The sequence below is a fragment of the Kitasatospora sp. NPDC001547 genome, assembly GCF_042894165.1.
GTDB lineage: Bacteria > Actinomycetota > Actinomycetes > Streptomycetales > Streptomycetaceae > Kitasatospora.
On sequence record NZ_JBIAVL010000002.1, the window covers coordinates 80573 to 107208 of the forward strand.

The following is a 26636-nucleotide window of genomic DNA, read 5'->3' on the forward strand; positions in this document are numbered from 1 at the left end:
GACCACCCGACCTCCCCGCATCCTGGAGCGCACGAGACGTGAGCAACATCCCCGAGACCGGCCGCACCCGACGGGTGACGATCCGTCTGGTGGTGCTGCAGATCCTGGTGCTGTCGCTGCTCGCCACCCTCGGCGGACGGCTGTGGTACCTGCAGATCCGCAACGCCGAGGAGTACACCGCGAAGGCGACCGGCAACCACATCCGCGAGGTGGTCGAACCGGCCGTCCGCGGCGAGATCCTGGACGCCTCCGGACGGGTGCTGGCCGGCAACGAGACCCGGCTGGTGGTCTCGGTCAGCCGCACCTCGCTGCTCCAGCAGAAGGACGGCGGCAAGGCGGTGCTCGCCCGGCTGGCCGAGGTGCTGGGGATGCCCGCCAAGGACGTGCAGGAGAAGGTCCGGCTCTGCGACGCCAAGACCCCGCAGCCCTGCTGGAACGGTTCGCCCTACCAGCCGATCCCGGTCACCAAGGAGGCGACCACCCAGCAGGCGATGCAGATAATGGAGCGCCGCGAGGACTTCCCCGGGATCACCGCGCAGCCCACCGCCGTGCGCCGCTACACCGGCGCCGAGGGCGCCAACATGGCCCAGGTGCTCGGCTACCTCTCGCCGGTCACCGACGAGGAGGTCAGCAAGACCGCCGGCAAGAGCGGCCTGGACCGCTACCTGCCGGCCGACCAGATCGGGCGGGCCGGCCTGGAGTCGGTGTACGACCGCGACCTGCGCGGCACCGCGGGCATCACCAAGCTGGAGGTGGACAACCTCGGCCGGGTGATCGGCAACGCCGGCACCGTCGCCCCGCAGACCGGTGACAACCTGGTCACCAGCATCGACGCCCGGGTGCAGAAGGTGGTCGAGGACAACCTGGCGCAGGCCATGGCCGACGCCCGGAAGACCTTCGACAAGGTCACCAACCGCAACTACGAGGCCGACTCCGGCGCCGCCGTGGTGATGGACGTGCACACCGGGCGGATCGTCGCGATGGCGAGCGCCCCGACCTACGACCCCAACCTCTGGGTGGGCGGCATCAGCGGCAAGGACTACCAGTCGCTGACCAGCAAGGAGTCCAACTTCCCGCTGCTGAACCGGGCCATACAGGGTCAGTCCGCCCCCGGCTCGACCTTCAAGGTCATCTCCACCACCGCCGCGGTGCAGGCCGGCTACCCGCTCGACGGCACCTACCCCTGCCCGAAGAGCCTGGTCATCGGCGGCCGCGAGTTCAAGAACTTCGAGAGCGAGAGCTTCGGCTCCATCACGCTGGAGAAGGCGCTCGAGGTCTCCTGCGACACCGTCTTCTACGGCCTGGCGAACGACCAGTGGCTGAAGGACGGCGGCATCAAGCCGAAGAAGGAGCCGGCCGACTGGTTCTTCAAGACCGCCCACGAGTTCGGCCTCGGCGCCAAGACCGGCATCGACCTGCCCTCCGAGGTCCCCGGCCGGGTGCCGGACCGGCAGTGGAAGCAGTCCTTCTACGACAACAACAAGGACGCCTGGTGCGCCCAGGGGCAGAAGGGCGGCAACAGCTACTCCGACCAGATCGCCCGGGAGAACTGCGTCGACGGCTACCAGATGCGCGCCGGTGACGCCGTCAACTTCGCGATCGGCCAGGGCGACACCCTCGTCACCCCGGTCCAGATGGCCCGGATCTACTCGGCGCTGGCCAACGGCGGCACCTTCTACCGGCCGACCATCGCCAAGGCGGTGATAAGCCCCAGCGGGAACCTCGTCCGCGAGATCGCCCCGCAGGCGGACGCCAAGTTCCCCGGTGACGAGAAGCTGCTCAGCTACATCAACCAGGCCACCGAGGGCGTCGTCAAGAGCGGCACCGCCGCCTGGAAGTTCGCGCAGGCCGGCTGGCCGCAGGACAAGATCGCGCTGCACGCCAAGACCGGCACCGCCGAGGTCGAGGGCAAGCAGACCACCTCCTGGCTGACCACGTACAGCAAGGACTACGCGGTCGTCATGACGATAAGCCAGGGCGGCACCGGCTCCGGCGGCTCCGGCGACGCCGTCCGCCGGATCTACCAGGCCCTGTACGGCGTGGACGACAAGGGCGTCATCGACAACGCCAAGGCGCTGCTGCCCGTGCCGCAGGCCGAACTGCCGAAGTTCAACCCGGACGGCACCGCGATCATCAAGCCGGTCTCGTACGGCGCCGACGCGGCTCCGGCCGCCCAGGCGCCGGCCGTCGCGGCGGCTCCGGCGACGCTCGACCCGGCCCCCGCGCGGCCGGCCCCCGCGACGGCCTTCCTGGACCAGGCGCCGCCGGCCGACCGTCCGGCGGCGTACACCGCGGCGAACGCCGCGCTCGAACCCACGCGCGGACCGGGAAGGGGACGGGCATGACCTCCTACGGCTCGTACCGGCAGCTGCGGCTGGCCCCGCAGCGCAACGGGGTCTCCAAGGCCCTGGCCAAGGACTCCCCGCTCTGGCGGCTGGACTGGATACTGCTGCTGGCCGCGCTGGCCCTCTCGGCCGGCAGCTCGCTGCTGGTCTGGTCGGCCACCCGCGGGCGCGACTCGCTGACCCACGGGGACCCGCAGTACTTCCTGTACCGGCACCTGACCAACTTCGTGGTCGGACTGGTGCTGTGCTCCGTGGTGATAGCGATAGGGAGCCGGCGCTTCCGCACCATCGTGCCGTTCCTGTACGTCGGCGTGATCGTGCTGCTGCTGGCGACGCTCAGCCCGCTGGGCTCGACCATCAACGGCGCGCACTCCTGGATCCAGCTCGGCGGCGGCTTCTCGATCCAGCCCGCCGAGTTCGCGAAACTCGCGATCGTGCTGGCGATGGCGGTCGTCCTGGCGGACCAGGTGGACGCGGGGGAGCGGGAGTTCCCCTCGCACCGGGCGGTGTTCCGCGGGCTGATCTGGGCCGGGCTGCCGATGGCCATCGTGATGCTGATGCCGGACGCCGGCTCGGTGATGGTGATGGCCGCGATCGTGCTGGGCATCCTGCTCGGCTCCGGCGCGGCGAACCGCTGGGTGCTCGGCCTGCTGATGGCCGGCACCGCCGGATGCGTGGCGATATGGAAGTTCGGGCTGCTGAGCCAGTACCAGATCGACCGCTTCGCCGCCTTCGCCAACCCCCAGCTGGACCCGAACGGCGTCGGCTACAACACCGCTCAGGCCCGGATCGCGATCGGCTCGGGCGGACCGACCGGCAAGGGACTGTTCCACGGCACCCAGACCGTCGGGCAGTTCGTGCCGGAGCAGCAGACCGACTTCGTGTTCACCGTGGCCGGCGAGGAGCTGGGCTTCATCGGGGCGATGGCGATCATCGTGCTGGTCGGCGTGATCCTCTGGCGGGCCTGCCGGATCGCCCGGCAGGCGACCGACCTGTACGGGACGATCGTGGCGGCCGGGATCATCGCCTGGCTGGCCTTCCAGGCCTTCGAGAACATAGGGATGTGCCTGGGCATCATGCCGGTCGCGGGCATCCCGCTGCCGTTCGTCTCGTACGGCGGCTCCTCGATGTTCGCCAACTGGATGGCCGTCGGGCTGCTCCAGGCGGTGCGGAGCCAGCGGCCGATAGCGGCCTGACACGCGCTTCACGGCGGGGCCGGTCCGGGACTTCCCGGACCGGCCCCGCTCCGTCGTCCGGGGCCGTCCCGGGCCTGCCGGGGCTGCCGCGACCGGCCGGGGCTGCTCCTAGACGAGGCAGTCGGCGGTGGTCAGGATGGCGCGGGTCTGGTGGGCGAGCTGCTCCTGGACCGGCACCCAGCGGGCGCCGAAGCGGTGGCGCAGCCGGTCCAGGCTGTCGGCGACGACGGCGCGGGCGCGGTCCCGGGCGGCCTCGGCGGCGGGGCCGCGGGCGTCCGCGAGCAGCCGCAGCAGGACCGACGCCACCCGCAGCGGCACGCGGGCCGCGACCAGCCCGGCGGTGGTCACTCGGGAGACGGTGAGCGGCTCGGCGCCCCAGCGCTCCAGCCACTCCTCGGCCACCCGCGGGGCGACCGCCAGGCTGAACCCGGCGGTGCGCAGCAGCGCCCCGGCCGCCTCGTGGCCGTCCGCGGGGACGCCCGGCAGCAGGGCGGTGAGCTCCGCGGCCCGCTCGGTGAGGTCGCGGGCGGCCGCCGCGAGGGCCCGCGCCCCGGCGGGGTGGAGCCGGGCGTCGCCGACCGCGTCGACGGCCCACATCGGGACCTCCAGCACCGCGGTGACCGCGCCGTACCGGGCCGCGTAGGACCAGGTGGACAGCTCGGGCTCGTCCGGCAGGGCCCGGGAGCCCCCGGTGCCCGGGGCCGGCATCAGGTAGGTGCCGGGGTCCGGACTGGCCCAGCCGATCGCGTCGAAGGAGTCCACGTCCAGCGGGACGCCGGCCCGCTCCGCGGAGCGGGCGAAGCGCCCGGCCAGGCCCCGGACCGGGCCGGTGAGCTGGACGAACGCGCCGCCGAAGTCCACCCCGTGCAGCGAGCACTGGAGGAACGGGCGCAGCTCGTCGATCAGCCCGGTCAGCGCCAGGCTCTCCGGCATCGCCGGGCGGCCGGAGCCGGGGGCGGGCAGCAGTTCGGGCTGCTCCTCGAAGGAGGGGCGGAAGAAGTGCTCGTAGTGGCGCCGCATGGTGAGCGGGCCGTCCAGCCAGCCGGCGTTGAGCGCGGCGCCGTCCGGGTCGAGGCAGAGCAGCAGGTGCCAGGAGAGCCCGGGGCGGGCGGGGCGGTCCAGCAGCACCTCGGCGAGCCGCACCGTCCCGGCGGTGCCGATCGGCTCGTTGGGGTGCGGGCCGCCGACCACCAGCACCGCGCGCGGCCCGCGGTCGACGGAGAGCAGCATCAGCGGGCGCCCGGCCCGGGAGCGGCCCACCTCGCGCAGCCGGCAGCGGTCCGGGTGCCGCAGCGCGAGCCGCCGCGCGGCGGACTCGGCCTGGGCCGGCGTGGGGTAGCGGGCCGGCCGGGCGTCGAGGGGCCGGAGGGGGCGGATCCGCCGACCGGTGTCGGTCATGGTTCTCCTTGCGCCGGTCGTACGGCCGCCGGGGCGCGGGCGTACGGGTGCGCCGCCGGGCACGGCGTGCGGGCGGGGGACGGGGGGCGGAAGCGGGCGGGGACGGGGCTGGGGGTGTCTGGGGCGTGGCACCGCGTTGCCGGGGAACGGCGGCCGGGCGGGCCGGGTAGGGCCCGGCAGGGGCGGACGGGGCCGTGCCGGGGTGGCCCGTGGTGAGGGAGGGGTCGTGCCGGCCGGAAAACCGACGAGGGCCGAGCGTACGACTCAACTTCCTTGTCCGGAAGGGGTGCAGGTCTCTTTGGCGGAGCCCTGTCAGTACCGCACGGTCCGTTCGGGCGTGTCAACGGCGGACGGCACCGGCCGGCGGGTGCGCACCGCGCGTGCCGGGGCGGGCAACGGCGGGTGCGGGCGGACACCCGGCGGCCGGGTCGCGCCGGGGCACGGAGGGGGCCCTGATCCGGCTGACGGCCCGTTCCCCGAATTGGGCTACCCTTGAGGGTCACCCCTCCCGTGCCGACTCGCGGCACCGAATCACGTCGTAAGGGTTCCTAGTACATGACTGTCGAATCGGTCTTCCCACGCCTGGAGGCCCTCCTCCCGCACGTCCAGAAGCCGATCCAGTACGTCGGCGGCGAGCTGAACTCGACCGTCAAGGACTGGGACGCCTGCGACGTCCGTTGGGCACTGATGTACCCCGACGCCTACGAGGTCGGCCTGCCCAACCAGGGCGTCATGATCCTCTACGAGGTGCTGAACGAGCGTGAGGGCGTGCTCGCCGAGCGCACCTACAGCGTCTGGCCGGACCTCGAGGCGCTGATGCGCGAGCACGGCGTCCCGCAGTTCACGGTGGACGCCCACCGCCCGGTGAAGGCCTTCGACGTCTTCGGGCTGTCGTTCTCCACCGAGCTCGGCTACACCAACATGCTGACCGCGCTCGACCTGGCCGGCATCCCGCTGGAGGCCCGCGACCGCACCGACGAGGACCCGATCGTCCTGGCCGGCGGCCACGCGGCCTTCAACCCGGAACCGATCGCGGACTTCATCGACTGCGCCGTGGTCGGCGACGGCGAGCAGGCCGTGCTCGACATCACCGAGATCATCCGGGCCTGGAAGGCCGAGGGCCGCCCGGGCGGCCGGGACGAGCTGCTGCTGCGCCTGGCCCGTACCGGCGGGGTCTACGTCCCCAAGTTCTACGACGTGGAGTACCTGGCCGACGGCCGGATCGGCCGCGTCGTGCCGAACGCCCCGGGCGTGCCGTGGCGGGTGTCCAAGCACACCGTGATGGACCTGGACGAGTGGCCGTACCCGAAGCAGCCGCTGGTCCCGCTCGCGGAGACGGTGCACGAGCGGATGTCCGTGGAGATCTTCCGCGGCTGTACCCGCGGCTGCCGCTTCTGCCAGGCCGGCATGATCACGCGCCCCGTGCGGGAGCGAAGCATCACCGGCATCGGCGAGATGGTGGAGCGCGGGCTGAAGGCGACCGGCTTCGAGGAGGTCGGCCTGCTGTCGCTGTCCAGCGCCGACCACACCGAGATCGGCGACATCGCCAAGGGCCTGGCGGACCGCTACACCGAGGACAAGATCGGCCTGTCGCTGCCGTCCACCCGCGTCGACGCCTTCAACATCGACCTCGCCAACGAGCTGTCCCGCAACGGACGCCGCTCGGGCCTCACCTTCGCCCCCGAGGGCGGCAGCGAGCGCATGCGCAAGGTGATCAACAAGATGGTGTCGGAGGAGGACCTGATCCGCACCGTCGCCACCGCGTACGGCAACGGCTGGCGCCAGGTGAAGCTGTACTTCATGTGCGGCCTGCCCACCGAGACCGACGAGGACGTGCTCCAGATCGGCGAGATGGCGAAGAACGTCATCCAGAAGGGCCGCGAGGTCACCGGCCAGAACGACATCCGCTGCACCGTCTCCATCGGCGGGTTCGTGCCCAAGCCGCACACCCCGTTCCAGTGGGCCCCGCAGCTGTCCGCCGAGGCCACCGACGCCCGCCTGGCCAAGCTGCGCGACTCGATCCGCGGCGACCGCAAGTACGGCAAGAACATCGGCTACCGCTACCACGACGGCAAGCCGGGCATCGTCGAGGGCCTGCTCTCCCGCGGCGACCGCCGGGTCGGCGCGATCATCCGCGAGGTCTACGAGGACGGCGGCCGCTTCGACGGCTGGCGCGAGTACTTCTCGTACGACCGCTGGATGGCCTGCGCCGACAAGGCCCTGGCCGGCACCGGCGTCGACGTCGACTGGTACACCACCCGCGAGCGCTCCTACGAGGAGGTGCTGCCCTGGGACCACCTGGACAGCGGCCTCGACAAGGACTGGCTCTGGGAGGACTGGCAGGACGCCCTGGAGGAGGTCGAGGTCGACGACTGCCGCTGGACGCCGTGCTTCGACTGCGGGGTGTGTCCGCAGCTCGGCCTCGACATCCAGATCGGCCCGACCGGCAAGAAGCTGCTCCCGCTGACGGTCGTCAACAAGTAGAAACTGACAAGACCAATCCCCGGCCGATCTCTTTCGGTCGGGGATTGGTCATTTCTGGATGTATGTCAATCCAGTATTTGGGTAGATGAAGTGCGGGAGTGAGTATAAAATATATCGCTATCGCTGGATTGGGGAATGGAGGTGTATGGTATGGCCAAAACGATGATCGACATCGATGAAGAGGCTCTGTCGTTGGCGGCTGAGGTGCTTGGCACGACCACCAAGAAGGACACGGTCAACGCGGCCCTCGCTGAGGTCGGCATGCGTGAGCGTCGTCGGCGTGCCCGGGAGCGGATGCGAGCGCTGGCGGACGAGGGTGTGTTCGACAAGGCGCTGGAGCCGGGGTTCAAGGAAGAGGCATGGAGCTGAATGAGCGGTGCTGAGCAGTTCCTCATCGACACCTCCGCGCATGTCCGGATCGTTCGGCCGAAGGCCGAGGAGATCTGGGGCGAGGTGATCGACCAGGGGCGGATCGGGATGTGCGAGCCGACCGAGGCGGAGCTGCTCTACTCCTCGCAGTCGAAACGGCACTACACGGAGCTCAAGGACGCCCTGGCGGACATGTACGTATGGCGCCCTGTGCCGAGCGGTGCGTGGCGTCGACTTCTGGAGATCCAGCAGCAGTTGGTGAACGTGGGCCAGCATCGGTCGGCGGGGATCGCCGATCTGATGGTCGCCGTCACGGCGATGCACCACGGGCTGACCGTGCTCCACTACGACCGGGACTTCGAGGTCATCGCCAAGCACACCGACCTTCGGGCCAGATGGCTGGCCGAGCCGGGGTCGCTGGACTGAGAACGGGCTCTGACCAGGGGCGGAGCGAGGCGGGCGGCGGGGCGCGTACCCTTTGAGGTGACAGAGTCCGGACAGTGGCGGGAAGACGCCACGCCGGACGGGGACAACTGACTAAGGACTGAGCGACCCTGGCACGCCGTACGCCCGACGGTCCGCCGCCCGCGCCGACGGTGCAGCGGATTCGTCTCCGCTACACCAAGCGCGGCCGGCTCCGTTTCACCAGCCACCGCGACTTCCAGCGCGCCTTCGAGCGCGCCCTGCGCCGGTCCGCCGTTCCGATGGCCTACTCGGCCGGCTTCACCCCGCACCCGAAGGTGTCCTACGCCAACGCGGCCCCCACCGGGGTGGCGAGCGAGGCGGAGTACCTGGAGATCGGCCTGGCCGCCGTGCGCGACCCCGAGCAGCTGCGGGCGCAGCTGGACGAGTCGCTGCCGGCCGGCCTGGACGTGATCGACGCGGTCGAGGTGCGCACGCCGAACTTCGTGGAGCGCCTGGAGGCCTCCGAGTGGCTGGTCCGGCTGGACGGCGTCGAGCCCGACGTGGCCGCCGACGCGGTCGCGCGGTTCCTCGCCGCCGAGCGGGTCGAGGTCGAGCGCCGCACCAAGAACGGCCTGCGGGTCTTCGACGCGCGGGGCGCGGTGGCGGCGCTGGAATCCGTCTCGACGCAGGTCGAGGCCGGTGCGGACGGCGGGGCCGGAACCGACCACGATGTTCGGACCGGCCGTCCCTGTGCGATACTGCGCCTGGTAGTACGACACGCCACACCCGCCGTACGACCCGACGACGTATTGTCCGGTCTCCGTGCGACGGCCGACCTGGCGCCGCCGGTCCCCGCAGAGGTGACCAGGCTGGCGCAGGGGCCGCTCGACGAGGAGGCCGGCACGGTGACCGACCCGCTGGCGCTCGACCGCGCCGCGGCCCCGGCCGGCTCGGAGCCTGCCGCAGGGCCGCACGCTACCGCGTCCGCCTAGCGGGGGGAGGCCGGGCCCAGTGACTCACTGGGCCCGACGGTCCTCCAGGGTTCCCGCGGCTCCCCAGGGGAGCGAGCGTCGTCGCAGCGCAGGCCTGCCACCCGGGGCCTGCCGACCAGGAAGGTCGGCCGGCCCGGGACCCCGTCCGGGAGCCACCCGGGGTTGGGGGACGGCGCAGCTTGGGAAAACCTCAGAAGACTGGTCAGACCAGAAGACTTTCGACACCCCGCCGAGTGCGGGGCGCCGAGCGAGACTACGAGCCCCTGTGCGGCCTCGCGTCCGCGCGGCGGCACCGTCAAAGGGTCCGGTCCGGGCATCGTCAGCGATGCCGGCCGCCCAGCGGTGCCGCGCCGTGCCCGGATGCGGAGCCCGGGGGCCTGACGGGAGATCCACCCGCATGCTCGATAACACCGATCCGCAGCAGACTGCGGCCACGGAACAGAACGAATCCGCCGCGACCGGTGGTGAGGGCGCGTCCGCCGCGCCGCCGCGCCGCCGTCGCCGTGCGGTGTCCCGCCCGGCGGGCACCCCGCAGGGCGCGGCCGCCGAGGCGGCCGAGACGGTCCTGCCGGCCGAGACGCCGGCGGCCGAGGCCGCTGCGGCTCCGGCCGTGGAGCCGGCGGCCGAGCCGGTCGCCGAGAAGCCGGTCCGGGCCCGCCGGACCCGCAAGCGCGCCGAGGCCCCGGCCGGGGCGCCGGAGGCCACCGCGATCGTGGTGACCGCGCCGGACGCCGCCGCCGAACCGGCCGCGCCGGCCGCCGCGAAGGCCCCGGCGAAGGCCAGGGCCGCGAAGGTCGACAAGGCCGGGACGGCCGACACGACCGGGACGGCGGAGACGTCGGAGCCGGCCGAGAAGCCCGCCCGGGCGCGCCGTACCCGCAAGCGTGCCGAGGCGCCCGCCGGCGCCCCCGCCGTCGAGGCGGAGGCCGCTGGCGCTCCGGCCGCCGAGGCGCCGGCTGCCGAGGCCGCCCCCGCTCCCGTCGCCGAGCCGGTGGCCGAGGAGGCTCCCGCCGCTCCGGCCCGTCGCCCCCGCCGCCGTCGTGTGGTCGAGGCCGCGCCGGTCGTCGAGGCGCCGGTCGAGGAGCCCGCCGTCGCCGAGGAGCCCGAGGAGGAGGCCGCCGAGGCCGTCGCCGAGGCCGTCGCCGAGGCCCCCGCCGCCGCGCCCGCCCCTGCCGCCGCCGCTCCGGCCCCGGCTGCCGCGCCGGCCGAGGCCGAGCCGCCGCACCGGGTGCGCCGTCGCGCCGTCCGTCCGGCCACCGCGGTCTTCCAGGCCCCGGTGTTCCAGGAGCCGGCCCCGTTCGTGGCGCCCGCCGCGCCGCAGCAGCCCGCCGCCGCCCCCGCGCAGGTCGAGGCTCCGGCCGAGGCCGAGGCCAAGGTGGAGGCCGAGCGCGAGGACGAGGACGAGTTCGAGTACAGCGGTGTCGGCCGCCGTCGCCGGGTCCGCACCCGGGTCGAGCCGACCCGTCGCAAGGGCGCCCAGGCGAAGGCGAAGGCGCCCGCGAGGGCCCAGGCCGCCGCGCCGGTCGCCGCGCCCGTCGTCGAGGCTCCCGCGCCCGTCGTCGAGACCCCCGCGGTGGAGGCGCCCGCGCCCGCCGCCGGTCCGGAGACCGAGGGCGAGTGGGAGGAGGACGGCCGTCCGTCGCGCCGTCGCCGCCGGGGCGGCCGCCGCCGCCGCCGTGGCGAGGCCGAGGACTTCGAGGCCGCCGAGGCCGTCGAGACCGAGCAGCCCGCCGAGGAGTCGGCCGAGGCCGTCGCCGAGGAGGAGGGCGAGGAGGACGACGACCTGGCCGCCGGCCTGTCCTCGTCGCGCCGCCGCCGTCGCCGTCGCCGCCGCAGCGGTGAGGCCGGCGCCGTCGAGGCCGCCGAGACCACCGAGGACGGCGTCCGCACGGTGGTGAAGGTGCGCGAGCCGCGCCGCCGCTCCACCGAGCCGTCCTTCGACCCGGACGAGGTGCAGTCCATCAAGGGCTCGACCCGTCTGGAGGCGAAGAAGCAGCGCCGCCGCGAGGGCCGCGAGCTGGGCCGCCGCCGGGTGCCGATCATCACCGAGGCGGAGTTCCTGGCCCGCCGCGAGTCGGTCGAGCGCGTCATGGTGGTGCGCCAGAGCGGCCAGCGCACCCAGATCGGCGTGCTCGAGGACGGCGTGCTGGTCGAGCACTACGTCAACAAGGAGCAGGCCACCTCGTACGTCGGCAACGTCTACCTGGGCAAGGTCCAGAACGTGCTGCCGTCGATGGAGGCCGCCTTCGTCGACATCGGCAAGGGCCGCAACGCGGTGCTGTACGCCGGTGAGGTCAACTTCGGCGCGCTGGGCGGCCACGGCGGCCCGCGCCGGATCGAGTCGGTGCTGAAGTCCGGCCAGTCCGTGCTGGTGCAGGTCTCCAAGGACCCGATCGGCCACAAGGGCGCCCGCCTGACCAGCCAGATCTCGCTGCCCGGCCGCTACCTGGTGTACGTGCCCGAGGGCTCGATGACCGGCATCTCGCGCAAGCTCCCGGAGAACGAGCGCGCCCGGCTGAAGCAGATCCTCAAGAAGATCGTCCCGGACGACGCGGGCGTGATCGTGCGCACCGCCGCCGAGGGCGCCTCCGAGGAGGAGCTGACCCGCGACGTCCAGCGCCTCCAGCAGCAGTGGGAGGACATCCAGAAGAAGGCCGCGACCGGCAACGCCCCGGCGCTGCTGTACGGCGAGCCGGACATGACCGTCCGGGTCGTCCGCGACATCTTCAACGAGGACTTCAGCAAGGTCATCGTCTCCGGCGACGAGGCGTGGAAGACCATCCACGAGTACGTCTCCAACGTGGCCCCGGACCTCGCCGAGCGGCTCCAGCGGTGGACCTCCGAGGTGGACGTGTTCGCCACCTACCGGATCGACGAGCAGCTGATGAAGGCGCTGGACCGCAAGGTCTGGCTGCCCAGCGGCGGTTCGCTGGTGATCGACCGCACCGAGGCGATGGTCGTCATCGACGTCAACACCGGGAAGTTCGTCGGCCAGGGCGGCAACCTGGAGGAGACGGTCACCCGGAACAACATCGAGGCGGCCGAGGAGATCGTGCGCCAGCTGCGGCTGCGCGACCTCGGCGGCATCATCGTGATCGACTTCATCGACATGGTGCTGGAGTCCAACCGCGACCTGGTGCTGCGCCGTCTGCTGGAGTGCCTGGGCCGGGACCGGACCAAGCACCAGGTGGCCGAGGTCACCTCGCTGGGCCTGGTCCAGATGACCCGCAAGCGGGTCGGCCAGGGCCTGCTGGAGTCCTTCTCCGAGCCGTGCGTGCACTGCAACGGCCGCGGCGTGATCGTCCACATGGAGCAGCCGAGCGCCCACGTCCACCCCCCGGTGGCGGCGGGCGAGGCCGGTTCGGGCGGCAAGCGCCGTCGCCGGGGCAAGGGCGGCGCGGGCCACGAGGAGCCGCAGGCCGTGGAGGCCGCGGTGGCCGCCGAGGCCGGGCCGCTGACCGTGGAGGACGTCGCCGAACTGGCGGAGCCGGTGCGCGAGGAGATCGAGGGCCAGCTGGCCCTGGAGGTCCCGGGCGCCGAGGCCCCGGCCGAGGCCGCCGCGGAGGCCGTGCCGGCCCCCGTCGTGGAGGCTCCCGTGGCGGAGGCCCCGGCCGCCGCTCCGGCGGGCCGTCCGCGCCGCCGGGCGGTGCGCAAGGCGACCGCTCCGGCCGGTTCCCCGGACACCGCCGAGATCGTGGTGCTCCAGGCCAAGGCCGAGGCGGCGCTGGAGGCGGCCCTGGAGGCCGCCGCCCCGGCGGTCGCGGAAGCCGCCGCCGAGGCCGTCGTCGAGGCGCCGGGCGAGCCGGTCGCGGCCGCGGAGGCCGCGGTCGCCGCCGAGTCCCCGGAGACCGCTGAGGTCGCCGAGGCCGCTGCGGCCACCGAGGATGCCGCCGAGGCCGCCGAGGCTCCGGCCGAGGAGGCGCCGGCGCCGAAGAAGCGGGCCGCCCGCAAGACCGCCGCGAAGAAGACGGCCGCCAAGAAGACCACCACGGCGGCCAAGAAGACCACCGCCCGCAAGACCGCCACCAAGCGGACGAGCGCGGCGGCCAAGAAGGCCGCGGCCGCCGAGGGTGATACGGCGTCCGAGTAGTGCCCACGCCCGGGGCGGGAGCGATCCCGCCCCGGGCCGTACGGGCCGGTTTGCCCCCCGGGCGGCCGGTCCGTATTCTTGACCATCGGCGTGTCTACGCCATTGCTCCCGAGCACATCACCTTCCCGAGGTCGCCGCGTCCGCGCGGGGGGCCGGGGAGAGGCTCCTGTGTCCGTACCCAGGTGGCTGGCGTCGGGGGTTCCGACCGAGCAAGGAAAGCAGGTACCGCATGTACGCGATCGTTCGCGCAGGCGGCCGCCAGCACAAGGTCGCCGTGGGCGACGTGCTGGAGATCGACCGCATCGAGGCCAAGCCGGGTGACTCGGTCGAGCTCTCGACCATCCTGGTCGTCGACGGTGACGCCGTCACCTCCGACCCGTGGGTCCTGGCCGGCGTGAAGGCTCACGCCGAGGTGGTCGACCAGACCAAGGGTGACAAGATCGTCATCCTGCGTTACAAGAACAAGACCGGCTACCGCCGTCGTCAGGGTCACCGTCAGCAGCACACCGCGGTGCGCATCACGAGCATCGACTCGGTCAGCAAGTAAGGGGATAGCGAAAAATGGCACACAAGAAGGGCGCAAGCTCTACTCGTAACGGCCGTGACTCGAACGCCCAGCGCCTCGGCGTGAAGCGCTTCGGTGGCCAGGTCGTCTCCGCCGGCGAGATCCTCGTCCGCCAGCGCGGCACCCACTTCCACCCGGGTGCCGGTGTCGGTCGCGGTGGCGACGACACCCTGTTCGCGCTGACCGCCGGTGCGGTGCAGTTCGGCAACCGTCGCGGCCGCAAGGTCGTCAACATCGTGGCCGTCGAGGCCTGAGTCCCCGCGGACTCCCGAGTCTGAACGGACCCGCCGGGTCCGGACGGACTCACCGGGTCTGAGAAGACCCACAGTGAAGGGTGGGCCGGAATTCTCCGGTCCACCCTTCGCGCTTTACGCAGGTAGCAAGCAGACTCTCGCGCACTGGAGGCACACCCATGACCACCTTCGTGGACCGCGTCGAACTTCACGTCGCCGCGGGTAACGGGGGCCACGGCTGCGCCTCCGTGCACCGCGAGAAGTTCAAGCCGCTCGGCGGCCCGGACGGCGGCAACGGCGGTGAGGGCGGCAGCGTCATCCTCACCGTGGACTCGCAGGTCACCACCCTGCTCGAGTACCACCACTCGCCCAAGCGCAAGGCCACCAACGGCAAGCCGGGCGCGGGCGGCAACCGCACCGGTGCGGACGGCGAGGACCTCGTCCTGCTGGTGCCGGACGGCACCGTGGTGCTGGACCGCCAGGGCAACGTGCTGGCCGACCTGGTCGGGCACGGCACCAGCTTCGTCGCCGCCCAGGGCGGCCGCGGCGGCCTCGGCAACGCCGCGCTGGCCTCGGCCCGCCGCAAGGCGCCCGGCTTCGCGCTGCTCGGCGAGCCCGGCGAGGCCCGAGACATCGTGATGGAGCTCAAGTCCGTCGCCGACGTGGCCCTGGTGGGCTACCCGAGCGCCGGCAAGTCCTCGCTGATCTCGGTGCTCTCCGCCGCCAAGCCGAAGATCGCGGACTACCCGTTCACCACCCTGATCCCCAACCTCGGGGTGGTCACCGCGGGCGACACCGTCTACACCGTCGCCGACGTGCCCGGTCTGATCCCGGGCGCCAGCCAGGGCCGCGGTCTGGGCCTGGAGTTCCTGCGGCACGTCGAGCGCTGTTCGGTGCTGGTGCACGTGCTGGACTGCGCCACCCTGGAGCCCGGCCGCGACCCGCTGACCGACCTGGAGACCATCGAGGCCGAACTCGCCGAGTACGGCGGCCTGGACGACCGCCCGCGCCTGGTCGCGCTCAACAAGGTGGACGTCCCGGACGGCCAGGACATCGCCGACCTGACCCGCGCCTCCCTGGAGGAGCGCGGCTACCGGGTGTTCGAGGTCTCCGCCGCCTCCCGCAAGGGCCTGCGCGAGCTGAGCTTCGCGATGGCCGGGATCGTCGCCGAGGCGCGCGCCGCCAAGCCGGTCGAGGAGTCGACCCGGATCGTGCTGCGCCCCAAGGCCGTCGACGACGCCGGCTTCACCATCACCGAGGAGGACGGCGCCTACCGCATCCGCGGCGTCAAGCCGGAGCGCTGGGTCCGCCAGACCGACTTCAGCAACGACGAGGCCGTCGGCTACCTCGCGGACCGGCTGGCCCGCCTCGGCGTCGAGGACAAGCTGTGGAAGGTCGGGGCGCACGAGGGCGACACCGTCATCATCGGCCCGGACGAGAACGCCGTCGTCTTCGACTGGGAGCCGACCATGGCCGCCGGCGCCGAGATGCTCGGCCGCCGCGGTGAGGACCACCGCTTCGAGTCCCCCCGCCCGGCGGTCGACCGCCGCCGCGAGAAGCAGAAGGGCCGGGACGCGGCCGAGGCCGAGTTCCTCGCCTTCGAGGCGCTCTCCAGCGGCCGCCAGGCCGCCATCGAGGGCGACGACGACGAGGACCACTGAGCCTGCCGAGCTCCGCACGCCGAACGGCCCCCGCCACCTGTCGAGGTGGCGGGGGCCGTTCGGCGTGCTGCGCGTCGACGCGGCGTCACTTGGTCCAGGAGGCCTGGAGCTTCAGCGGGTCGGCCAGGTCGGTGTAGCCGACCGCGGCCGGGGTGTTCCCGGCGATGGAGATGATGGTGCAGCCCTTGGCCTCGGCACCCTTGGTCACGCCCTGGACCTTCGCGCTGGTGCACTTGGGCAGCGGGTTGGCGGCGGACATGACGTTGAGCCCCTTCTTGCCGGAGCTGTCGAAGAGGACGAACTTCGAGTCCGGGGCGGTGAAGGAGAGGCTGGCGTCCCCGACGTTCTTGATGGTGTAGCTGACGTACACCGGGGTGCGGCCGTCCAGGCCGACGGTGTTGACCTTGGCGGCGGTGAGCTCCTGGATCGAGCCGACCTCGACGCCGGTGACGGTGATCTCCAGCTTGGTGGCGACCTTGGCGGTCTTGTCGGCGAAGTCCACGGTGGCGCTCTGGCCGATCTTCACGCTGGTGGCGGCCGCCGGGACGGCCCCCGCCCCGGCTCCGGCCCCGCCGCCCGCGGCCCCGGCCGTGCCGGCACCGCCCGCGGCGCCGCCGGGCGTCGCACCGCCGCTCGCCGCGCCCGACGGCGCCGCGGTGGAACCGCCGGCCGCGCCGCCCGCGGCCGCACCCCCGGCGGTGGCCCCCGGGGTCGCTCCGGTCTGGGCCGGGGCCGCGCCGGTGGCGCCGCCGGTACCGGCCGGGGTGTCCGCGTTCTCCGGCCCGCAGGCGGCGAGCGACAGGGCGGTGGCCGCCGCGAGCGCGGCGACGGTCAGCTTGGTGGTGTACGAACGCATGATGCGCTTTTCTCCTGGGCGCGCGGCCGCGGCCGTTGCCGGCCTTTGCCCAGTGCGGCGCCGCCCGTCGTGACAGGAAGGGTCGATGACGACATGGGTCCAGCGGGCAAGAAGCCGTCCCCCGATCTGGCTTGCGGTCAGGGACCATACCAGTCATCCGGATTGCCGGACGGGCTGTGGCGAGGCCGTGACCGGCCCGGGTCCAGCCGGTGAAACACCCTGCGGGCGACCTGCGCGGATCGCGTAGATTTCGGGGGTGACGGCCGGGCCCGTGCCCCGTCGCACCCGCACCACACCGGAAGGGCGTACAGCGAGATGAGCGAGGACTCCCTGCGCGAGGAGGTGCTGACCGCGCGGCGGATCGTCGTCAAGGTCGGCTCCTCCTCCCTGACCACGGCGGCCGGCGGCCTGGACGCCGACCGCGTCGACGCCCTGGTGGACGCGCTCGCCAAGCTGCGCGCCCGCCCCGAGGCACCGGAGGTCGTGCTCGTCTCCTCCGGCGCCATCGCCGCCGGGCTCGCCCCACTCGGCCTGGACCGGCGGCCCAAGGACCTGGCCCGCCAGCAGGCCGCCGCCAGCGTCGGCCAGGGCCTGCTGGTCGCCCGCTACACCGCCTCCTTCGCCCGGTACGGCATCCGGGTCGGCCAGGTGCTGCTCACCGCCGAGGACGCCAGCCGGCGCGCCCACTACCGCAACGCCTACCGCACCCTGGACCAGCTGCTGGCGATGGGCGCGATGCCGATCGTCAACGAGAACGACACCGTCGCCACCGCCGAAATCAAGTTCGGTGACAACGACCGGCTCGCCGCCCTGGTCGCCCACCTGGTCCGCGCCGACCTGCTGGTGCTGCTCTCCGACGTGGACGGCCTGTACGACGGCGACCCGTCCCGCCCCGGCACCAGCCGGATCGCCGAGGTGCGCGGACCGCAGGACCTCGACGGCATCGAGATCGGCAGCGCCGGCAAGGCCGGGGTCGGCACCGGCGGCATGGTCACCAAGGTCGAGGCGGCCCGGATCGCCACCGGCGCGGGCATCCCGGTGGTGCTCACCGCCGCCAGCCAGGCCGCCGACGCGCTGGCCGGCCGGCCCACCGGCACCCTCTTCCTGCGCACCGGCAGCCGGACCTCCGACCGGATGCTCTGGCTGGCCCACGCGAGCAGCCCGCGCGGGACGCTGCACCTGGACGAGGGCGCCGTCCGGGCGGTCGTCTCCGGCGGCGCCTCGCTGCTGCCCGCCGGGGTCACCAGGGTCGACGGGGAGTTCGCCGCGGGTGATCCGGTGGACCTTCTTGCCGAAAACGGCCACATCGTGGCGCGCGGACTGGTCAACTTTGATGCGAGGGAGTTGCCCCGCCTGCTCGGCCGGTCCACCCGCGACCTGGCCCAGGAGTTCGGCGCCGCGTACGAGCGCGAGGTCGTCCACCGCGACGACCTGGTCGTTCTGCGCGGCTGACCGGCCCGGCGGGCCGGGACCGGCCGCCCGGCCGATCGGCGCAGCGCGGACGGCGGGCCGCTCCGTACCGGGAGCGGCCCGGCCACGGGCGAGGAGGGGCGCAGCCGTACCCGTCGGCAGGGCGCCGACGGGGCCGGTGGGGACGACACGACATCGCCGAACAGGAGGCCGCCGGTGGAACGCAGGCGCGAGGCAGCGCTGACCGCAGGGACGGCGGGCCGGCGGCTGACCAGCATCGACGGCGGACGCGGGGACGGCCCCGCCGAGCCGGCCGGTCCGCCGTCGCAGAAGCCCGGCGGGGTGCGCAGGCTGCGGCCCGACCGTGACCGGGCGGCCCAGCCGCCGACCGTGCCCGAGCAGGCGCGGCTGTGGCACGTGGTGCTCAGCGTGGCCGGGCAGGTCACCCCGCTGCCGTCGCTGCGGGCCTCGCTGGAGCAGCTGGCGCACGACCACTCGTTCTTCCTGACCGCCCGCTACGCGGCCGACCACGCCGAGATCCGCTACTGGGAGCAGGCCCGCGACCTGCACGACGCGGCGGCCATCGCGCTGCGGCTGTGGGGCGAGCACAAGGTCACCGCGAACCTGCCGCCCTGGGAGATCGTCGGGCTGGAGGTGGTCGACCGGGCGACGTACCGCAAGCGGGTGGCGGAGGGCTTCGGCGATCCACCGCCGCACCCGGGCGGCGTGCACCCGTACTGAGCCGGCCCGACGGGTCGGGCAGCCCCGTCGGGCCGGACGCTTCGCCGGGACGGGCGGCCCCGTCCGGCCGGATCGTCGCGGTGGCGTCTCACCGGGCGAAATACCGCCCGGGCGGGGCCGGTGAAGTCGCTACCCTTGGCGGCATGACCAGCGACCTCGCCACCGCCGACAGCCCCGTCCTCGCCGTAGCGCGCCGAGCCCGGGAGGCCGCCGCCGTGCTCGCCCCGCTGCCGCGCGCGGCGAAGGACGCCGCGCTGCTGGCGGTCGCGGACGCGCTGGTGGCCCGCGGTGCCGAGATCGTCGCGGCCAACGCCGAGGACGTGGAGCGGGCCCGGGCGGCCGGCACCCCGGAGTCGGTGATCGACCGGCTGACCCTGACCGACGAGCGGATCGCCGCGATCGCCTCCGACGTGCGCGACGTGGCCGGCCTGCCCGACCCGGTCGGCGAGGTGGTGCGCGGCTACACCCTGCCCAACGGCCTGGACGTGCGGCAGGTCCGGGTGCCGCTCGGCGTGGTCGGCATCATCTACGAGGCCCGTCCGAACGTCACCGCCGACGCCGCCGCGCTCTGCCTCAAGTCCGGCAACGCGGTGCTGCTGCGCGGCTCCGCCTCCGCCTACCGCTCCAACACCGCCCTGGTCGCCGTGGTGCGCGACGCCGTCGCCGCGGCCGGGCTGCCCGCCGACGCGGTGCAGCTGGTGCCGGGGGAGAGCCGGGACTCGGTGCGGGAGCTGATGCGCGCCCGCGGCCACGTGGACGTGCTGATCCCGCGCGGCGGCGCCTCGCTGATCCGCACCGTGGTCGAGGGCTCGACCGTCCCGGTGATCGAGACCGGCACCGGCAACTGCCACGTCTACGTGGACGCCGAGACCGACCTGGCGATGGCCGTCGGGATCCTGCTGAACTCCAAGGCGCAGCGGGTCAGCGTCTGCAACGCGGCCGAGACGCTGCTGGTCCACCAGGACGTCGCGGAGGCCTTCCTGCCGCTCGCGCTGGCGGCGCTCGCCGAGGCCGGGGTCACCGTGCACGGCGACGAGGCGGTGCTGAAGGCCGCCGAGGGCGGCCCGGCCACCGTGGTGCCGGCCACCGAGGAGGACTGGGGCGCCGAGTACCTCTCGCTGGACCTGGCCGCCGCCGTGGTGCCCTCGCTGGACGCCGCCGTCGAGCACATCCGCCGCTGGTCCTCCGGCCACACCGAGGCGATCGTCACCACCTCGCAGGCCGCCGCCCGCCGCTTCACCCGGCTGGTGGACTCCACCACGGTGGCCGTCAACGCCTCCACCCGCTTCACCGACGGCGGTGAGTTCGGCTTCGGCGCGGAGATCGGCATCTCCACCCAGAAGCTGCACGCCCGCGGCCCGATGGGCCTGCCCGAGCTGACCAGCACCAAGTACATCGTCACTGGTGACGGGCACGTCCGGGGCGAGGCGACGCAGACCGTGGGCGGCGACGCGGACGCCCGCTGAACGCCGGGTGAGGGGCGCGTGAGGGGCGGCCGTCACACGTGTGACGGACCAACTGCCGGGAGCCACAGACAAATCGTCCGGCCGGTAATACGCTGAATCCGTGGCTGAGGATGTGGGGGGCTCTCCGTACCCCGACGGCGCCGACCACGGTGGTGCGGACGACGAGTTCGCCACCGTGGTCTTCGATGAGGCCTTCGTCCGGTCCGCCGCCGTGCACGAGCCGACCGCCAAGGAACGGCAACTCGCCGCCGCCGAGGCCCGGTTCGAGCCGGACACCGCGGGCCCGGGCTGGGGCTATGACGTTCCGGCGGCCGGGGACGGGCTCCCGCTGGAGCTGCGCCCGTACCCGAGCGGGCTCGACGCGGACCACCTCTACCCCGATCCCTGGTCGGGGCCGGGCCGGGCGGCCGACCGCAGGGTCCGGCGGCGGTGGCGACGCGGTTACGACCCGGTGCGCGCCCACGGCCGCTACGTGGCCCAGCAGCGCTGGCACCGGCCGGTGGCCTGGGTGCTCGCGGTGATCATGGGTGTGAGCCTGGTGGCGGTCGCGGTCGCGGCGGTCTACCAGGGCGTGGGCGGCTCCGCCGGCACGCCCCGGCGCCCCGAGTCCGGCAGCAGCAGCGCCGGGGTCGACCCGGGGCAGGCCCCGGCCGAGCCTCCGCTGGTGGTCACCGCACCCGCCGGCTAGGGCGCTCCGGGGCGCACGCCCGGGGCGGTGGTCACGGAGCGTTCCCGGGAAAGTGCGCCCGGACCCTCGTGGCGGCGCTGGTGTCCGCCTACCCTGGTGGTGTGGGTGACCCGCGAGAACCTCCTGAGGGTACGCCCGAGGGCGGTTCCGGCAACGAGGACGAATTCCGGTCCGTCGTCTTCGACGAATCGTTCGTGCGGGCTGCCCGCATCCAGGAGCTGTCCGCCCGGGAGCGGCTGGCGGGCTCCTTCGGCAAGGCCACCCGGCCGCGGGTGCGGCTCGGCCCGCTGGGCACCGTCCCGCGCCAGGCGCTGATCCTGCTGCTGCTCATCCTGCTCGCCTTCGGGACCGCGGTGTACTTCGGGGTGAGTTCCCCGAAGGGGACCGCGGCACGGCCCGAGGGCAGTCAACTGACCGTCAGCCTGGTCGCGTTGAGCCCGGCTTCGGCCGTCCGCCCGGTCGCCGACCCGGCGAACCCGTTCGCCGCCCTGCCGACCGGGTACGGGGACGGCGCGCTCGGGCTGAACACCCCGACCGGGGCCCCCACCGGGCACTTCAGCCGGGTCGAGGTGACCAAGGCGCTCGACACCGTCCAGCGCTACCTGGTCGCGTCCTCGATGTCCCCGACCGTGCTGGTCCAGGGCGCCACCGCCGACGTACGGGCCTTCGTGACGCCCGGTGAGCTGGCGGAGTTCGACGCGAGCGTGGCGCAGCCCGTGGACGACCGGCACCACGCGGCGACCGGCTGGATGGTGCGCTTCGACCCGGCGAAGGTCGCGCTGGCGTCGAACACCGTGAGGGTGGCCGGCGCGATGCTGATCGACGAGGCGGACGGCGGGACCCTGCGGATCACCACCGACCACACCTTCGTCTACGCGCTGAAGCCGGCCGGGGCCCCGGCCGGAGCGCCGGTCACCCTGGAGACCGTGCGGCGGCAGCTGACCTTCCAGTTCGACCGGGTCGACCTGGCCTCGGCGCAGCTGCGGCTGGTGGACTCGGTGGTGCAGGCCGGGCCGCAGCCCTGCGGCACCTCGCTGGCGGGCTTCCTGCAGCCGGTGCTGGCCACCGAGCAGGGCACCGTGGTCGCGCCGCCGGCGCCGGTCGACCCCGCCGACCACGCCCGGCCGGGCTGGCAGGTGTGCGGGGTGCTGGCGGGCGGCTGAGCGCACCCGCCCGGGCGGTGGAACGGCGCGGCGGCCGGTGCCCCGGGCGGGACACCGGCCGCTGTCGCGGTCCCGGTGGGGTCAGCTGCCGTCGCGGTCCGCGGAGCCGCTGCCCGTGGAGCTGCCGCCGGAGGAGCCGTTGCCGGAGGAGCCGTTGCGGCCGGCGCCGCCGGTGAAGGTGTCGCGGAGCTTGCCGCCGACGGTCGCGGCGCCGCCGGCGACGTCCCGGAGCAGGCCCATCAGCGGGTCCTTGCTCTCCTTGACCGAGGTCGTGTAGTGCTCGGCGGCGGCCTTCCACTGCTCGCCGACCGAGGCGTCCGGGTCGTCCGAGCGGCGCGGGTAGGCACCGGCCATGATCGAGCGGTAGTCGTCGCTCTCCGCCCACTTCTTCAGCTGGGCGACCCGGACCACCGCGAAGGGGTGGGTCTGCGGCAGCAGCTGGAGCACCTTGAGCACGCCGTCGCGCAGGTCGCCGGCCTTCTCGTACTCCTCGGCCTGCTCCAGGAAGGCGTCGACGTTCATCTCGGCCAGGTTGTGGCCGCCGGCCAGCTTCATCAGGGCCCGCATGGACGCCTGGAGGTCCTGCCCGGCGAGCAGGCCGGCCCGGTCGCTGGACAGCTCCGCCTTGCGGAACCACTCCTTGAGCGCGGTGATGATCGCGGTGATCGCCAGGTTGCCGAGCGGCACCCAGGCAATCCGGGCGGCGATGTTGGTGAGGATCATCAGCATCGTCCGGTAGACGGCGTGGCCGGACATCGCGTGGCCGACCTCGTGGCCGATGACGGAGCGCAGCTCCTCCTCGTCGAGCAGCTCGACCAGGCCGCTGGTGACCACGATGATCGGGGTGTCGATGCCGATGCAGTACGCGTTGACCGCCGGGTCCTGGGAGACGTACAGGTCGGGGACCTTCTCCAGGTCGAGCACGTAGGCGGCGTCGCGCACCATCTCGTGCAGCTCCGGGAACTGGCGCTCGGAGGTCTTCACGGCGGTGGCCAGGAACATCAGCCGGATCGCCCGCTCGGACACCAGGCCGGCCAGCTTCTTCAGGATGTCGTCGAAGCCGGTCAGCTTGCGCAGCGCCACCAGGGCCGAGCGGTCCGCCGGGTGCTCCCAGGCCCGGGTGGAGATCCCGGGGAAGCGCTCGCGGCGGCGGCTCGGGCTCTTCGCGGTCGTGTCGGTCATGGTCTGAGTACCTCCTGGTCGACGGCGGCCGCGGCCCGCTGGCCCGCCCCCCGTTGGTCTTCGCCTGCAACGACTGTCTTTGCAACGCGCGTGGTTGCGTACTCGTCCCCGGGGTCAGCGTACGCGCGGTCCGCCGTGCGGGCGGTGGGCGGTGGGCGGCGGGTGGCGGCGGGTGGTGCCGGTGGGGCGGCGGGCGGTGCGGGTGGCCCCGACGGGCGGGCCGTCGGGGCCGGTGGGTGGCGCCGGTGTGAGGCCGGTCTAACCTGAGGACTGGACGACCGAGACCGGACCCGGCCGCGGTACCGAGCAGTTCGAGGAGCCCCCGCAGATGTCCACCGACACCCTTGTCAGCCTGGCCGCGCCCATCTCCGAGGAGGCCGGCCCGGGCCTGTTCCTGCGGATCATCGTGGTCGCGTCCTTCGTGGGGATCGGGCTGCTGGTCTGGCTCATGGCCCGCGCGTTCAAGAACAACTAGGACCGGCCCCTCCGCGGCCGTCCCCGGCCCGGTCCCGGTGCTCCGGCCGGCTCGCGCTCACGCCCGGTCAGCGGCGGTGGGCCGCCGAGCGGTTGCCGTGTGACCCCCCGTACGATGACGGGTGGGCCCTCACCGGCCCGGAACAAACCCCCAGGTCCGTTCACCGAGCCGAGAAGGTCCCGCCGACCATGAGCACTGCTGCCGCACTCCCCGTTCTGAACCTTCTCGCCGAGGGCGAGGGGGGCAACCACGACAGCCTGAACCCGGCCCTGACCGGTGGCGCCGCGCTGGTCATCCTGCTGGTCCTGCTCTACATCACCACCCGCTTCAACCGGGACCGCTGAACCTGGTCCTGGGGCCGCTCGGGGAGCGTCCGGCCACCGGGCCGGCCGCTCCCTCACGCATGGGGTGAGAACCCTCACCCGGCCGTTCCCGCACCGTAACGGGCGTCGCGTAAGGTGTGGCGGCATGGGAGAGCAGGCCGGGAATCCCGGCGGACCGGAACCGGTGAAGAAGCGCCTCGGCGTGATGGGCGGCACCTTCGACCCGATCCACCACGGCCACCTCGTCGCCGCCAGTGAGGTCGCGAGCGCGTTCCACCTGGACGAAGTGATCTTCGTGCCGACCGGGCAGCCGTGGCAGAAGAGCGACCGGCACGTCACCCCGGCCGAGGACCGCTACCTGATGACGGTCATCGCCACCGCCGAGAACCCGCAGTTCTCGGTCAGCCGGATCGACATCGACCGCGAGGGCCCGACGTACACCGTCGACACCCTGCGCGACCTGCACGCGCTGCACCCGGACGCCGACCTGTTCTTCATCACCGGCGCCGACGCGCTCGCCCAGATCCTGTCCTGGCGCGACTCCGACGAACTCTTCTCGCTGGCCCACTTCATCGGATGCACCCGCCCGGGGCACACTCTGTCGGACGCCGGGCTCCCGGTGGGCGGGGTCTCCCTGGTGGAGGTCCCGGCGCTGGCCATCTCCTCCACGGACTGCCGCAACCGGGTCGCCAAGGGCGAGCCGGTCTGGTACCTCGTCCCGGACGGCGTGGTCCGCTACATCGACAAGCGGGCGCTGTACGCGCCGCGCGGGGACTGATCCAGGAGCGGTGCATGACTGATCGCAACGACGGCCGGCGGCCGGAGGACTGGTCCACCGGGCAGTACCAGCAGCCGTACCAGGGCTACGAGCAACAGCCGCAGCAGCAGCAATCGCAGCCGCAGCCGCAGTCGTACGAGCAGCAGCCGTACGAGCAGCAGTACGACCAGTACGGGCAGCCGGTGTACGGGCAGGACCCGTACGGCTACCAGCAGCAGGGCTACCAGGGGTACGACGGGTACCAGCAGCAGCCGTACCAGGCCGCCGAACCGGTCGCCGCCGAGCCGCAGGCGCCGGCGTCGTCCCCGGCACCGGCCGCCGCTGCCGGTGCCGCTGCCGCCGCGCCGGCGCGGCAGCGGGTGTCCCGGCCCGCCGCGGAGCCGGCGCCGGCCAAGGCCGAGCCGCCGTCCGAGCAGGTCGCCGGGGCGCGGGCCGGGAAGGCCGGGAGCAAGGCGCCCAAGGACAGCTACACCACGGGCGAGTTCACCTTCGTCGACGAGGAGGCGGAGGAGACCGAGGACGTCATCGACTGGCTGAAGTTCGCCGAGTCGCGCAGCGAGGTGCGCGCCGAGCGCCGCCGCAAGCTGCGCAACCGGCTGATCGGCCTCGGTGTGGTGGTGGCGCTCGCGGCCGGCGGCGTCGGCGGCTACCTCTTCCTGACCGGTGACAAGCCGACCGCGGCCGCCGCCGCCGGCGGGCGCCAGGTCAACGTCGTCCACCTGCGCGACCTCCAGGGCAAGGTGTCCAGCGCGCTGCTGGTCAACGACGCCTCCGGGAAGAAGGGCACGGTGCTGCTGCTGCCCGACAACCTGCGGCTGCCCGGGCCGGGCGACCCGCCGGTCACCACGGTCGGCCAGTCCATGGACGGCATCGGCGCCTCGGCGACCCGGGAGGGCCTGTCCACCGTGCTCGGCGCCCCGGTGGCCGGCACCTGGCGGCTGGACACCCCGTACCTGGAACTGCTGGTCTCCCAGCTCGGCGGCGTCCGGGTGGACACCAACGCCGAGACCCACGAGGGCGGCAGGCCGGACGGCAAGCTGCTGTCCGCGGCCGGGAAGAACACCCTGCTCAGCGGGAAGGCCGCGGTCGCGTACGCCACGCTGCAGAACCCCGGCGAGAACCGGGACGCCCAGCTGGCCCGGTTCGGGCAGGTCATGGACGCGGTGGTGCGCACCATGCCGACCGAGTTCAAGGACGCCAAGGACGACGTGCACCGGATGAACGCGGTGCTCGACCCCTCGCTGCCCGAGGACGCCCTCGCCGGGGTGCTCGTCCAGCTCGCCCAGCAGGCGAAGGACGGCCACTTCGGCACCACCGCGCTGACCGTCAAGCCGGACGGCAGCCTGGACGAGGCGACCGCGGGCAAGCAGGTCAAGGACGTGCTGGGCGGCACCGTGAAGTCCGCGGCCGCCGGGGACGCCCCGGCCCGGGTCGCGGTCCAGGACGCCAGCGGCAGCGACGCCGCGGCGGCCGCCGCGCAGGTCCAGATCGTCAACTCCGGTCTGACCTTCATCCCGGGCGGAGCCAAGGCCGCGCCCCAGCCCACCAGTGAGATCCGCTACACCGACGACGCCCGGCAGGGCGCGGCGAAGTCGCTGGCGACCAGCCTCGGCCTGCCGGACACGGCGGTGAAGAAGGTCACCGGGGACACCCAGAACGCGGACCTGCTGGTCGTGCTGGGCAAGGACTACCAGCCGCCGAAGGCCCAGTAGGGCGGTGGCCCGGGCCCGCGCGGCCCGGGAGCCCCGGAGCGGTGGCCCGGGCGGGCGCGGAAAACGGTTCCGGGCCCGCCCGGGCGGCGTGAGATCCTGGAAGG

22 protein-coding genes are annotated in these 26636 nt (G+C 73.5%); 19 read left to right on the plus strand and 3 right to left on the minus strand.

The window, feature by feature from the left end; translation table 11 throughout:
- The first annotated feature begins 38 nt into the window (after window positions 1–38).
- Both mrdA and rodA read left to right on the plus strand, forming a co-directional pair.
- Complete coding sequence (mrdA, locus tag ACFY0X_RS03140; RefSeq protein WP_387748210.1) at window positions 39–2345, plus strand: penicillin-binding protein 2; 2307 nt, start codon at window positions 39–41, stop codon at window positions 2343–2345.
- Window positions 2342–3541: a rod shape-determining protein RodA gene (gene rodA / locus ACFY0X_RS03145; RefSeq protein ID WP_387748212.1), complete on the plus strand. Its 1200-nt coding sequence runs from the start codon at window positions 2342–2344 to the stop codon at window positions 3539–3541. Before mrdA ends, rodA begins: the two co-directional genes overlap by 4 nt.
- Window positions 3542–3649: 108 nt before the next feature.
- On the opposite strand, the gene ACFY0X_RS03150 is transcribed toward rodA, so the two are convergent.
- Window positions 3650–4939 carry a M14 family zinc carboxypeptidase gene (locus ACFY0X_RS03150; RefSeq protein ID WP_387748214.1) on the minus strand — a complete coding sequence of 430 codons (1290 nt, stop codon included), beginning with the start codon at window positions 4937–4939 and terminating at the stop codon, window positions 3650–3652.
- 555 nt (window positions 4940–5494) lie between these two features.
- On the opposite strand from ACFY0X_RS03150, the gene ACFY0X_RS03155 reads away from it, so the two are divergent.
- The 8 genes from ACFY0X_RS03155 (at window position 5495) to obgE (ending at window position 15738) form a co-directional block, all read left to right on the plus strand.
- A complete protein-coding gene (locus ACFY0X_RS03155) occupies window positions 5495–7423 on the plus strand; it encodes a TIGR03960 family B12-binding radical SAM protein (protein WP_387748216.1) in 1929 nt (642 codons plus the stop codon).
- Between the two features lie 150 nt (window positions 7424–7573).
- Window positions 7574–7792, plus strand: coding sequence for a type II toxin-antitoxin system VapB family antitoxin (locus ACFY0X_RS03160; protein WP_387748218.1), 219 nt, complete (start codon window positions 7574–7576; stop codon window positions 7790–7792).
- Window positions 7793–8218, plus strand: coding sequence for a PIN domain nuclease (locus ACFY0X_RS03165; protein WP_387748220.1), 426 nt, complete (start codon window positions 7793–7795; stop codon window positions 8216–8218).
- Between the two features lie 170 nt (window positions 8219–8388).
- Complete coding sequence (locus ACFY0X_RS03170) at window positions 8389–9189, plus strand: TIGR03936 family radical SAM-associated protein (RefSeq protein WP_387748222.1); 801 nt, start codon at window positions 8389–8391, stop codon at window positions 9187–9189.
- Between the two features lie 397 nt (window positions 9190–9586).
- A complete protein-coding gene (locus tag ACFY0X_RS03175; RefSeq protein WP_387748224.1) occupies window positions 9587–13279 on the plus strand; it encodes a ribonuclease E/G in 3693 nt (1230 codons plus the stop codon).
- A gap of 229 nt (window positions 13280–13508) precedes the next feature.
- Window positions 13509–13826, plus strand: a complete 318-nt coding sequence (gene rplU / locus ACFY0X_RS03180) for a 50S ribosomal protein L21 (RefSeq protein WP_045696828.1) — start codon at window positions 13509–13511, stop codon at window positions 13824–13826.
- Between the two features lie 14 nt (window positions 13827–13840).
- Window positions 13841–14098, plus strand: a complete 258-nt coding sequence (gene rpmA, locus ACFY0X_RS03185) for a 50S ribosomal protein L27 (protein ID WP_030058248.1) — start codon at window positions 13841–13843, stop codon at window positions 14096–14098.
- A 158-nt stretch (window positions 14099–14256) separates the two neighbouring features.
- Entirely contained in the window at window positions 14257–15738 is a 1482-nt protein-coding gene (obgE, locus tag ACFY0X_RS03190; RefSeq protein WP_387748226.1) for a GTPase ObgE, read from the plus strand.
- Between the two features lie 85 nt (window positions 15739–15823).
- On the opposite strand, the gene ACFY0X_RS03195 is transcribed toward obgE, so the two are convergent.
- Window positions 15824–16594 carry a hypothetical protein gene (locus ACFY0X_RS03195; RefSeq protein ID WP_387748228.1) on the minus strand — a complete coding sequence of 257 codons (771 nt, stop codon included), beginning with the start codon at window positions 16592–16594 and terminating at the stop codon, window positions 15824–15826.
- A 315-nt stretch (window positions 16595–16909) separates the two neighbouring features.
- On the opposite strand from ACFY0X_RS03195, the gene proB reads away from it, so the two are divergent.
- From proB to ACFY0X_RS03220, 5 genes are all read left to right on the plus strand, one after another.
- The gene (gene proB, locus ACFY0X_RS03200; RefSeq protein WP_387748230.1) at window positions 16910–18046 is read left to right on the plus strand and encodes a glutamate 5-kinase; all 1137 of its coding nucleotides are present in this window, start codon (window positions 16910–16912) and stop codon (window positions 18044–18046) included.
- A 174-nt stretch (window positions 18047–18220) separates the two neighbouring features.
- Complete coding sequence (locus tag ACFY0X_RS03205; protein WP_387748232.1) at window positions 18221–18745, plus strand: hypothetical protein; 525 nt, start codon at window positions 18221–18223, stop codon at window positions 18743–18745.
- A 143-nt stretch (window positions 18746–18888) separates the two neighbouring features.
- Window positions 18889–20211 (plus strand): glutamate-5-semialdehyde dehydrogenase, encoded by a 1323-nt coding sequence (locus ACFY0X_RS03210; protein ID WP_387748234.1) that lies wholly within the window; start codon window positions 18889–18891, stop codon window positions 20209–20211.
- A 100-nt stretch (window positions 20212–20311) separates the two neighbouring features.
- The gene (locus tag ACFY0X_RS03215; protein WP_387748236.1) at window positions 20312–20899 is read left to right on the plus strand and encodes a hypothetical protein; all 588 of its coding nucleotides are present in this window, start codon (window positions 20312–20314) and stop codon (window positions 20897–20899) included.
- A 101-nt stretch (window positions 20900–21000) separates the two neighbouring features.
- Window positions 21001–22062 (plus strand): hypothetical protein, encoded by a 1062-nt coding sequence (locus tag ACFY0X_RS03220; RefSeq protein WP_387748238.1) that lies wholly within the window; start codon window positions 21001–21003, stop codon window positions 22060–22062.
- Between the two features lie 81 nt (window positions 22063–22143).
- On the opposite strand, the gene ACFY0X_RS03225 is transcribed toward ACFY0X_RS03220, so the two are convergent.
- Window positions 22144–23244, minus strand: a complete 1101-nt coding sequence (locus ACFY0X_RS03225) for a M48 family metallopeptidase (protein WP_387748240.1) — start codon at window positions 23242–23244, stop codon at window positions 22144–22146.
- A 328-nt stretch (window positions 23245–23572) separates the two neighbouring features.
- Here ACFY0X_RS03225 and ACFY0X_RS03230 point away from each other — a divergent pair, with 328 nt between their 5' ends.
- The 4 genes from ACFY0X_RS03230 (at window position 23573) to ACFY0X_RS03245 (ending at window position 26532) form a co-directional block, all read left to right on the plus strand.
- Entirely contained in the window at window positions 23573–23719 is a 147-nt protein-coding gene (locus ACFY0X_RS03230) for a hypothetical protein (RefSeq protein WP_387748242.1), read from the plus strand.
- A gap of 188 nt (window positions 23720–23907) precedes the next feature.
- Window positions 23908–24063, plus strand: coding sequence for a hypothetical protein (locus ACFY0X_RS03235; RefSeq protein ID WP_387748244.1), 156 nt, complete (start codon window positions 23908–23910; stop codon window positions 24061–24063).
- A 124-nt stretch (window positions 24064–24187) separates the two neighbouring features.
- Window positions 24188–24820 carry a nicotinate-nucleotide adenylyltransferase gene (gene nadD / locus ACFY0X_RS03240; protein ID WP_049658574.1) on the plus strand — a complete coding sequence of 211 codons (633 nt, stop codon included), beginning with the start codon at window positions 24188–24190 and terminating at the stop codon, window positions 24818–24820.
- Between the two features lie 14 nt (window positions 24821–24834).
- Window positions 24835–26532, plus strand: a complete 1698-nt coding sequence (locus ACFY0X_RS03245; protein WP_387748246.1) for an LCP family protein — start codon at window positions 24835–24837, stop codon at window positions 26530–26532.
- The last annotated feature ends 104 nt before the right edge of the window (window positions 26533–26636 follow it).

Bases quoted from the DNA above. Each gene is read 5' to 3' on its own strand.
- rpmA (WP_030058248.1), top strand. From the start codon at position 13,841: ATGGCACACAAGAAGGGCGCAAGCTCTACTCGTAACGGCCGTGACTCG.
- rodA (WP_387748212.1), top strand. From the start codon at position 2,342: ATGACCTCCTACGGCTCGTACCGGCAGCTGCGGCTGGCCCCGCAGCGC.
- nadD (WP_049658574.1), top strand. From the start codon at position 24,188: ATGGGAGAGCAGGCCGGGAATCCCGGCGGACCGGAACCGGTGAAGAAG.
- ACFY0X_RS03245 (WP_387748246.1), top strand. From the start codon at position 24,835: ATGACTGATCGCAACGACGGCCGGCGGCCGGAGGACTGGTCCACCGGG.
- ACFY0X_RS03235 (WP_387748244.1), top strand. From the start codon at position 23,908: ATGAGCACTGCTGCCGCACTCCCCGTTCTGAACCTTCTCGCCGAGGGC.
- ACFY0X_RS03155 (WP_387748216.1), top strand. From the start codon at position 5,495: ATGACTGTCGAATCGGTCTTCCCACGCCTGGAGGCCCTCCTCCCGCAC.
- ACFY0X_RS03165 (WP_387748220.1), top strand. From the start codon at position 7,793: ATGAGCGGTGCTGAGCAGTTCCTCATCGACACCTCCGCGCATGTCCGG.
- ACFY0X_RS03230 (WP_387748242.1), top strand. From the start codon at position 23,573: ATGTCCACCGACACCCTTGTCAGCCTGGCCGCGCCCATCTCCGAGGAG.
- ACFY0X_RS03210 (WP_387748234.1), top strand. From the start codon at position 18,889: ATGACCAGCGACCTCGCCACCGCCGACAGCCCCGTCCTCGCCGTAGCG.
- ACFY0X_RS03225 (WP_387748240.1), bottom strand. From the start codon at position 23,244: ATGACCGACACGACCGCGAAGAGCCCGAGCCGCCGCCGCGAGCGCTTC.
- ACFY0X_RS03160 (WP_387748218.1), top strand. From the start codon at position 7,574: ATGGCCAAAACGATGATCGACATCGATGAAGAGGCTCTGTCGTTGGCG.
- ACFY0X_RS03150 (WP_387748214.1), bottom strand. From the start codon at position 4,939: ATGACCGACACCGGTCGGCGGATCCGCCCCCTCCGGCCCCTCGACGCC.
- rplU (WP_045696828.1), top strand. From the start codon at position 13,509: ATGTACGCGATCGTTCGCGCAGGCGGCCGCCAGCACAAGGTCGCCGTG.
- proB (WP_387748230.1), top strand. From the start codon at position 16,910: ATGAGCGAGGACTCCCTGCGCGAGGAGGTGCTGACCGCGCGGCGGATC.
- ACFY0X_RS03195 (WP_387748228.1), bottom strand. From the start codon at position 16,594: ATGCGTTCGTACACCACCAAGCTGACCGTCGCCGCGCTCGCGGCGGCC.
- ACFY0X_RS03175 (WP_387748224.1), top strand. From the start codon at position 9,587: ATGCTCGATAACACCGATCCGCAGCAGACTGCGGCCACGGAACAGAAC.
- obgE (WP_387748226.1), top strand. From the start codon at position 14,257: ATGACCACCTTCGTGGACCGCGTCGAACTTCACGTCGCCGCGGGTAAC.